Genomic DNA, 7,162 nt, shown 5'->3' on the forward strand with positions numbered 1-7,162 from the left:
GCCACGCCCATGCCTGCCAAGACCAGCGAGACGGCGAGGCTACGGTTGGTGTCGAACCAGCCTGTGGTCAGCGCGATCATCGGCGCGAAAAAGGCGCTTGCCGCGAGGCCGACCAGCACGCCATAGGTAATCTGGAAGCTCAGCAGCGAACCGGCCCGGCTGGCCAGCACCAGCGCCAGCCCGAGCAGAACCGCGCCGGTCATCACGACGATGCGGGCGCCAAAACGGTCCGATATCGCGCCCCAGGCGAAGCCGCCAAGGCCCATCACCAGGAAGTTGAGCGTCATGGCGCTCGAAATGCCGGCGCGCGACCAGTTGGTGTCGATCGCCATCGGCTCGAGAAAGATCGCCAGCGAAAACATCGTCCCGATGGCGACACAGGACATCAGCGCGCCAGCCGCGACGATGACCCAACGATAGGAAAAGCTCATTCAAATCTCCCATGCCAGAGGGCAGCGCTGCGCGCTGCTTGCACCCGAAGGACGCCGACACCGGGTTCGATCCTACAATCCGGTTGCATTTTTTATCCAGTCTGAAAGAGCACTGTTTCAGCCGGCCGGATCGCTTTGGACAACAGGACAGCCCGCTTTCATCCCGTCCCAAAACTCCGCCCATGCGAAGGGACGCAGTCATCGATACTGCAAACTGCCAGTCAGCCTGATAGTCTCCGAAGGTACGGAGGCGACATGAAGCATTGGGAAGTTGACGACCTGGGGGACGAGGCGATCTGCGCAAGTTGCGTCAGCGAGGTTTATCTTCGCGCTGAGATCGAAAAGCATGGCACAGATCGGGTATGTCGTTACTGCAACGAGGAGGGTAAGTCCTTCACGCTTGATGAGGTTGCAGAGTCGGTCGAGCGGGCATTCGACAGCCACTATTCAAGGACCCCCAGCGAGCCCAGCGGATACGAGCGGGCTATGCACAATGATCCCGAAAGCACCTACGACTGGGAGCCTAGAGGAGAATCGACTGTGTATGCCATCATGAACGCGGCGAACATCTCCGAGGCAGCGGCGACCGATATTCAATCCATCCTCGCAGACAAGCACAGCGATTTCGATGCGGCCGCTATGGGGGAAGAGACTGCGTTTGCGGACGACCTGCATTATGAAGAGATTATGCCGGGCGATGAGGAGTGGCAGGCAAGCTGGCGCTCATTCGAGAAGAGCATAAAAACCGAAGCACGCTTTTTCAGCCGAACCGGAGCTACCCAGCTTGCGGAACTGTTCGACCACATTGATGAAATGCGGACGCGTGACGGCAAACCGCTGATTGAAGAGGCAGGACCGGGAACGCAATTCACGCATCTTTATCGGGCACGTGCCTTCCAGTCTGATGCCAAGCTAGTCAGGGCCTTGGAACGTCCTGACTTGGAGCTCGCCGCGCCGCCTCCAGGTGTTGCCACCGCAGGCCGTATGAATGCCAAGGGGATATCGACTTTTTATGGTGCGACCGATCCCGAAATCGCTCTGGCCGAAGTGCGCCCGCCAGTCGGCAGTCAGGTTGCTATTTCCCGCTTCGCCATTGTCCGTCCGCTGAAACTACTCAATCTCAACGCGCTCAAATATGTGCATGAGAATGGCAGTGTGTTTGATCCGCAATATGCATATCGCTTGGGGCGCATGATGTTCCTTCGTTCGTTGTCTGCGAGAATGGCGCGACCCGTTATGCCGGATGATCAGGATTCTGAATACTTGCCAACACAGGCGATCGCCGACTATCTCGCGACCGAAGGCAAGGTGCCACTCGACGGCATTCTGTTCCCGTCGGTCCAGGCAGGCAGTGTGGGTCTGAATGCCGTGCTCTTTTACAAAGCCTCACGATGTGAGGCGATGGACATCCCGGTCGGCACAGAGATCGAAGCCAGTACTGCCCGCCAGTATGAAGAAGGTTGGGAGCGCGAATATACCGTTATCGAAAGAATACCGAAGCCGGAGCCAGATCAACCCAAAACCGATGGCCCTTATGATCCGTTGGATTTCGATTGGGTAGAGCCTCCGATAGGCGATCATCGCGAAACTACGCTTCGGATCGAGGCCGATTCCATAAAGGTTCACGCGGTTGAATCTGTCCGATTCAAAACCATAGAGCATGATGTCACACGCTATCGGTGGGCTAAGACCGAGCCGGATTTTTGACCTGCTGAAGCTGCTTCTTTCGGCAGTACAATTACAGTGGGCCGGTCGGTGCGGATGGTTCAGCAGAATCCAAACCAAGCATATCGAAAACCATTGCGGAAAACTTGAGGCTTTGCCCTAGCGCGCGCCAAGAGACCGCCGCGGGCGCCGGTCAGATCGGCAGTTCCGACGTGTATTTGATCGTCTGGCTGGGGACGTCGGTCTTGACGTTCTGCACGCCCTTGATGCGGCTCAGATGCTCCGACTGGAAGCGGCGGTAGTCGTCGATGCCGGCCGCCACCACGCGCACCATGGCGTCGCAATCGCCGAGCATCAGATAGCACTCCATCACCTGCGGCAGCTTGGCGACTTCGGTGGCGAAATGCTCGATCGTGTCTTCGTCCTGCGTCTTCAGCCAGATGCGGGTGAAGAAGGTCAGACCCTTGCCGATGCTGGCCGGGTTGAGCACGGCGACGTAGCGGTCGATGACACCGGCTTCCTCCAGCAGCTTCACGCGACGCAGGCAAGGCGATGGCGACAGCCCGACCTCATTGGCCAGATCATTGTTGGCCATGCGGCCGTCGCGCTGCAGCGCCCGCAGAATCCGCTTGTCGATCTCATCCAGCTTCATGGCTACAGATTCCATCTATTCGAAAATTTGTAACATAAAATGCCAGAATTCGACGAAATACAACAATCTCCGCAACCAAATTGCGGACCGATTTCGGTATGTTTGCTGCCGACATCAGTTGATTTCAAACGCAGGGAAGCGGCGGCCGCGAGGTCAGCCGATGAAGACACATGAGCATTTCACAGGCAGTCGAGACGGTGGCAGATGGTTCGAAATCCGAATTCCGCCGTGGCGTGGCGTCCTGCGCGCCGGTGCTGTTCGGCACCATCCCCTATGCGCTGGTGCTTGGCGCCCAGGCCACGCAGAAAGGCTTGAGCACGGTCGAACTGTCTGCCATGACAGGGCTGAACTTCGCCGGCGGTTCGGAGTTCGCGGCGATCCAGTTGTGGACGTCGCCGCCGCACATCGTGCTCATCGTCGCCATCACCTTCCTGGTCAACAGCCGTCACCTGCTGATGGGGGCGGCACTGGCGCCGTTCCTGCGCGACCTGCCACGGCGCAAGGTGTTTCCGGCGCTTTTCCTTATGTGCGATGAAAGCTGGGCGCTGGGCTTGGCCGATGCCAAACTGCGTGCTGCAGCCGGCATCACGCCGGCCTTCAGCCCGCGCTACTATATGGGCGCGGCGCTGGCGATGTATCTCACCTGGGTGGCCTTCACCACGCTGGGTGCCTTGCTCGGTCCGATGCTTGGCCATGTCGAGACCTATGGTTTTGACATGGCGTTCCCGGCTGTCTTCCTGGTGCTGATGCGCGGCATGTGGACGGGTATGGCGGCGGCGCGGCCCTGGCTGGTCAGCCTGGTCGTTGCAGCACTGGTCTATCTCTTCGTTCCCGGTGCCTGGTATGTCGCCGCCGGCGCCATGTCGGGTCTGGTCGCGGCCTGGCTGATGGCGGGTGATGCATGATCGATGCAACGACCCCTTTCACCATCGTGCTGATGGCCGGCGTCACTTACCTGACGCGGATCGGCGGCTATGTCGTCCTGCGCAACCGCACGCTGGGCGCCCGTGCCACGGCTGTGATGGAAGCTGCGCCCGGCTGCGTGCTGATCTCTGTCATCGCACCGGCCTTCGTATCGAAGTCCCCGGCGGATCTTCTGGCGCTGGCTGTTACTCTGGCAGCCGCCACGCGGTTTTCCATGCTGCCGACCGTGCTGATCGGGGTCAGCGCCGCTGGTCTGCTGAGGCACCTCATCGGCTAGAACGCAAAAGGCAGGCGCGAACGCCTGCCTTCGATGCGGACAAATCTCGGCTGTTTACGCGGCAGCCGCGACGTCCCGGCTGGCGGCCACAACGGCGTCGACCTTGGCGGTCGCCTTGGCAAGCGCTGCTGTCACCGCGTCAGGACCCATGCCGACGCCTTCGATGCGGATGACATCGACATCGGTCATGCCGAGGAAGCCGAGCACGCCACGCAGGTAGGGAATGGCGTGATCGAACTGCACGGCCGCACCTTCCGAATAGATGCCGCCGGAAGCCAGCACGATATAGACCTTCTTGCCGGTGACCAGACCCTTGGGGCCGTTCTCGCCATAGGCAAAGCTCTTGCCGGAGCGGGAGATGTGGTCGACCCATGACTTCAGGGTCGAGGAGATGTTGAAGTTGATGAAGCCGGTGGCCAGGATCACCGTGTCGGCGGCGAACAGCTCGTCGAGCACGACATCGGAGACGCCGACGACTTCAGCCTGGCGCGGGGTGCGCGCTTCGGCCGGGGTATAGATGCCCGTCGCATAGTCGGCATCGATGTGCGGCAACGGATTGGCGACGAGGTCGCGCACGACGAGCGTGTTCGACGGATCGGCGGCGACGAGCTTTTCGGCGAATTCGGTGGCGATGCGGGTCGAATGCGAGGCAGCGCCGCGCGGGCTCGAAGTGACAAGAAGAATGGACATTTTGGGCTCTCTCCAGCGGTTGGAATGATTTGTCCCGCCAGATATGGGGCTTTCGATCCATTCAATAAACTGCTATATTTTCTATACGATCCATCCATAAATTGGATATAACGATGCAACCCAACCCGACGCTCGATCAACTTCAGATCTTTGTGACAGTCGCCGAAGCCGGCAGCTTCTCGGCCGCCGGCCGCAAGCTCAACCGGGCACAGTCCGTCATCAGCTACGGCATCGCCAATCTCGAGGCGCAGCTTGGGCTGAAACTGTTCGAGCGCGAGGGCACGCGCGAGCCGCAATTGACGGAGATCGGCCGGGCGATGCTGGAGGACGCACGGCGCATGATCGGCGTGCTGCAGCGCATCCGCTCGCGCGTCGACGGCCACCACCAGGGGCTCGAGGCCGAGGTCGCGCTGTCGGTCGACGCGACGCTGCCGTCACCGGTGCTGGTTCGGGTGCTGAAGGCATTCGAGGCGCAGTTTCCGACCGTGATGCTGCGGCTGCACATCGGCACGCTCGGCCTGATCCCCGACCATGTCGTCAGCGGGCAGGCCGACCTTGGCATTGGCGGCCTGCTGGGCGATGTCGACGTGAACCTTGTGCGCATCGGCTTCATGTCGATCGTGCTGGCCGCCGCCCCCACCCACCCGCTGGCCTTGCTGCCGAAACCGGTGGCGATCGAGGATGCGCGCGAACACACCCAACTTGTCGTCACCGACCAGTCGGAGCGCACCAAGGGGCGCGACTTCGGCGTCTATGCCTACCGTACCTGGCGGCTCACGGATGTGCGCACCAAGCATATGCTGATGCGCGAGGGGCTGGGCTGGGGCGGGCTGCCGCGCTGGCTGATATCAGACGACCTGGCGAGCGGCCGGCTGGTCGAGATCGACCTCGAATCCTTCAGGGAGGTGAGCTCGCCGCTGTTTGCCATGCATCGCAGCGATCGCAGCCCGAAGCCGGCGGCGGCCTGGCTGATCGACCAGTTCAAGCGCCAGCTCGGCTGCTTCAACGAGTTCGAACCGGGCGAGGTGCCGGATGAGGAGCACGAGACAGTCCATCGATCAGCGCCATGAGCACGGCACGGTAGTCCTCGGCCGAGGCGCCGGCCTCGATGGCCAGGGCGGCACGGTCGAAGGCGGAGCCGAGCAGTGCGGTCAGCGCTTCGGCCGGCAATCTCGTCATCGTCTGCGCCCGCATCGCCGCGACCAGCCCTTCGCGCAGAGAGCGGTTGCCGTGGCGATTGTCGATCGCGTCCATGGCGGCGCGGCCAAGCACGGCCGGGCCGTCGAGCAGCAGCAGCCGCGTGCGTCCGGGCGCGCGCATGGCGGCGAGATAGGCGTCGGAGCCGGCAATCAGCGCGTCATGGGCAAACAGCGATGGCGGCGAGGCGCGCTCGATCTCCTCGGCGACCGCTGCCGCCTCCTGCTCGACCACGGCAGCAAACAGTGCCTGCTTGTCAGCAAAATGATGGTAGAGCGCGCCGCGCGTCACGCCGGCGGCGGCGACGATCTCCGGCGTGCCGGTCTCGAAATAGGATTTCTCCGTGAACAGCTTTCGCGCCGCGGCAATCAGGTGGGCGCGCGTCGCTTCGGTGCGGTCGCGGTTGGAACGACGCGCGAAATCGTGTTGCATACATGCAGCCTGTATGTTAATTCGGTTTACATGCAGACTGTATGTTAATTGACGGGAGAAGGAAAGATGAAGACCACGAGCTATTACCCGGTGCTGATGACCGGCGACGTCGCCGGCACGGCGGCCTTTTATGTGAAGCATTTCCGCTTCCAGCCCCTGTTCGAAAGCGACTGGTATGTGCATCTGCAATCGGGGGAGGACAGAAGAGTCAATCTCGGCATCGTCCAGGGCGACCATGAGACCATCCCGGAAGAGGGGCGGGGCCGCGCTTCGGGCCTGCTGATCAATTTCGAGGTTCGCGACCCGGACGCTGTCTATGAGCGCGTCGTCGCCGCCGGCCTGCCGATCCTGCGCTCGCTGCGCGACGAGCCCTTCGGCCAGCGCCATTTCATCACCAAGGACCCCAATGGCGTGCTGATCGACGTAATCAAGCCGATCCCGCCGAGCGAGGCGTTTCTGGCGCAGTATGCGGAAGGGGTGGCGGGAGCCTGAGCGCCCGCCTCAACTGGCCCTTGCCACCGGCGTCACCGTCACCTGGCTGACACCGGTGCGGCGCACGACGGTGCACAGCGTCTCGCGGCCGATGCGTTCGGCGTCGAGCATGCGCACCAGGTCGTCGACGCCGGTGACAGGACGGCCGTCGATGGCGGCGATGATGTCGCCTTCTTTCAGGCCGTCCTTTTCGACGCTGCGCAGGCGAACCGCCGTGCTGGTCGAGACTTGCGACAACAAGGCGGCGCGGCGCGGCAAACTGGCAGTGTCGGCCGAGACGCCGATGAAGGCGCGGCGGACACGGCCGAAGCGGATGATCTCCGAAATGACGAAATTGGCGGTGTTGGAGGCGACCGCGAAGGCGATGCCCTGCGCGCCATGGATCATGGCGGTGTTTACGCC

At 62.0% G+C, this 7,162-nt stretch carries 10 protein-coding genes; 5 read left to right on the forward strand and 5 right to left on the reverse strand.

The annotated features are described in order from the left end of the window. On the reverse strand, positions 1 to 431 hold a 431-nt coding region (locus tag EN925_RS16075; protein WP_128336699.1), incomplete at its 3' end, for an MFS transporter. A 255-nt stretch (positions 432 to 686) separates the two neighbouring features. Here EN925_RS16075 and EN925_RS16080 point away from each other — a divergent pair. Beyond that, positions 687 to 2,138, forward strand: coding sequence for an RES family NAD+ phosphorylase (locus EN925_RS16080; protein WP_127369671.1), 1,452 nt, complete (start codon positions 687 to 689; stop codon positions 2,136 to 2,138). Positions 2,139 to 2,289: 151 nt separating this feature from the next. On the opposite strand, the gene EN925_RS16085 is transcribed toward EN925_RS16080, so the two are convergent. Further along, positions 2,290 to 2,748: an Lrp/AsnC family transcriptional regulator gene (locus EN925_RS16085; RefSeq protein WP_013530158.1), complete on the reverse strand. Its 459-nt coding sequence runs from the start codon at positions 2,746 to 2,748 to the stop codon at positions 2,290 to 2,292. 170 nt (positions 2,749 to 2,918) lie between these two features. Between EN925_RS16085 and EN925_RS16090 the strand changes: the two genes are divergently transcribed. Next, the gene (locus tag EN925_RS16090; protein ID WP_013530159.1) at positions 2,919 to 3,653 is read left to right on the forward strand and encodes an AzlC family ABC transporter permease; all 735 of its coding nucleotides are present in this window, start codon (positions 2,919 to 2,921) and stop codon (positions 3,651 to 3,653) included. Continuing rightward, the gene (locus EN925_RS16095; RefSeq protein WP_127369670.1) at positions 3,650 to 3,949 is read left to right on the forward strand and encodes an AzlD family protein; all 300 of its coding nucleotides are present in this window, start codon (positions 3,650 to 3,652) and stop codon (positions 3,947 to 3,949) included. Before EN925_RS16090 ends, EN925_RS16095 begins: the two co-directional genes overlap by 4 nt. A 54-nt stretch (positions 3,950 to 4,003) precedes the next feature. Here the strand turns inward: EN925_RS16095 and EN925_RS16100 are convergent, their stop codons facing one another. Further along, positions 4,004 to 4,639, reverse strand: coding sequence for an FMN-dependent NADH-azoreductase (locus tag EN925_RS16100; protein ID WP_024505492.1), 636 nt, complete (start codon positions 4,637 to 4,639; stop codon positions 4,004 to 4,006). A 113-nt stretch (positions 4,640 to 4,752) separates the two neighbouring features. Between EN925_RS16100 and EN925_RS16105 the strand changes: the two genes are divergently transcribed. Next, on the forward strand, positions 4,753 to 5,709 hold the full coding sequence (locus tag EN925_RS16105; protein WP_027162049.1) for a LysR family transcriptional regulator: 957 nt from the start codon (positions 4,753 to 4,755) through the stop codon (positions 5,707 to 5,709). Here the strand turns inward: EN925_RS16105 and EN925_RS16110 are convergent. Beyond that, complete coding sequence (locus tag EN925_RS16110) at positions 5,642 to 6,268, reverse strand: TetR/AcrR family transcriptional regulator (protein ID WP_127370445.1); 627 nt, start codon at positions 6,266 to 6,268, stop codon at positions 5,642 to 5,644. The two genes, EN925_RS16105 and EN925_RS16110, sit on opposite strands and share 68 nt — an antisense overlap. Positions 6,269 to 6,334: 66 nt before the next feature. Between EN925_RS16110 and EN925_RS16115 the strand changes: the two genes are divergently transcribed. Continuing rightward, positions 6,335 to 6,760: a VOC family protein gene (locus tag EN925_RS16115; protein WP_013530166.1), complete on the forward strand. Its 426-nt coding sequence runs from the start codon at positions 6,335 to 6,337 to the stop codon at positions 6,758 to 6,760. A 9-nt stretch (positions 6,761 to 6,769) separates the two neighbouring features. On the opposite strand, the gene EN925_RS16120 is transcribed toward EN925_RS16115, so the two are convergent. Continuing rightward, the coding region (locus EN925_RS16120) for a PDZ domain-containing protein (protein ID WP_128336701.1) at positions 6,770 to 7,162 on the reverse strand (393 nt) is incomplete at its 5' end.

The sequence above is a fragment of the Mesorhizobium sp. M7A.F.Ca.US.006.04.2.1 genome (genome assembly GCF_004022915.1).
Taxonomy (GTDB): Bacteria; Pseudomonadota; Alphaproteobacteria; order Rhizobiales; family Rhizobiaceae; genus Mesorhizobium; species Mesorhizobium ciceri.

Excerpts from the sequence above, each read along its gene's own strand:
- EN925_RS16110 (WP_127370445.1), bottom strand. The coding sequence starts at position 6,268 with ATGCAACACGATTTCGCGCGTCGTTCCAACCGCGACCGCACCGAAGCG.
- EN925_RS16090 (WP_013530159.1), top strand. The coding sequence starts at position 2,919 with ATGAGCATTTCACAGGCAGTCGAGACGGTGGCAGATGGTTCGAAATCC.
- EN925_RS16115 (WP_013530166.1), top strand. The coding sequence starts at position 6,335 with ATGAAGACCACGAGCTATTACCCGGTGCTGATGACCGGCGACGTCGCC.
- EN925_RS16080 (WP_127369671.1), top strand. The coding sequence starts at position 687 with ATGAAGCATTGGGAAGTTGACGACCTGGGGGACGAGGCGATCTGCGCA.
- EN925_RS16100 (WP_024505492.1), bottom strand. The coding sequence starts at position 4,639 with ATGTCCATTCTTCTTGTCACTTCGAGCCCGCGCGGCGCTGCCTCGCAT.
- EN925_RS16095 (WP_127369670.1), top strand. The coding sequence starts at position 3,650 with ATGATCGATGCAACGACCCCTTTCACCATCGTGCTGATGGCCGGCGTC.
- EN925_RS16085 (WP_013530158.1), bottom strand. The coding sequence starts at position 2,748 with ATGAAGCTGGATGAGATCGACAAGCGGATTCTGCGGGCGCTGCAGCGC.
- EN925_RS16105 (WP_027162049.1), top strand. The coding sequence starts at position 4,753 with ATGCAACCCAACCCGACGCTCGATCAACTTCAGATCTTTGTGACAGTC.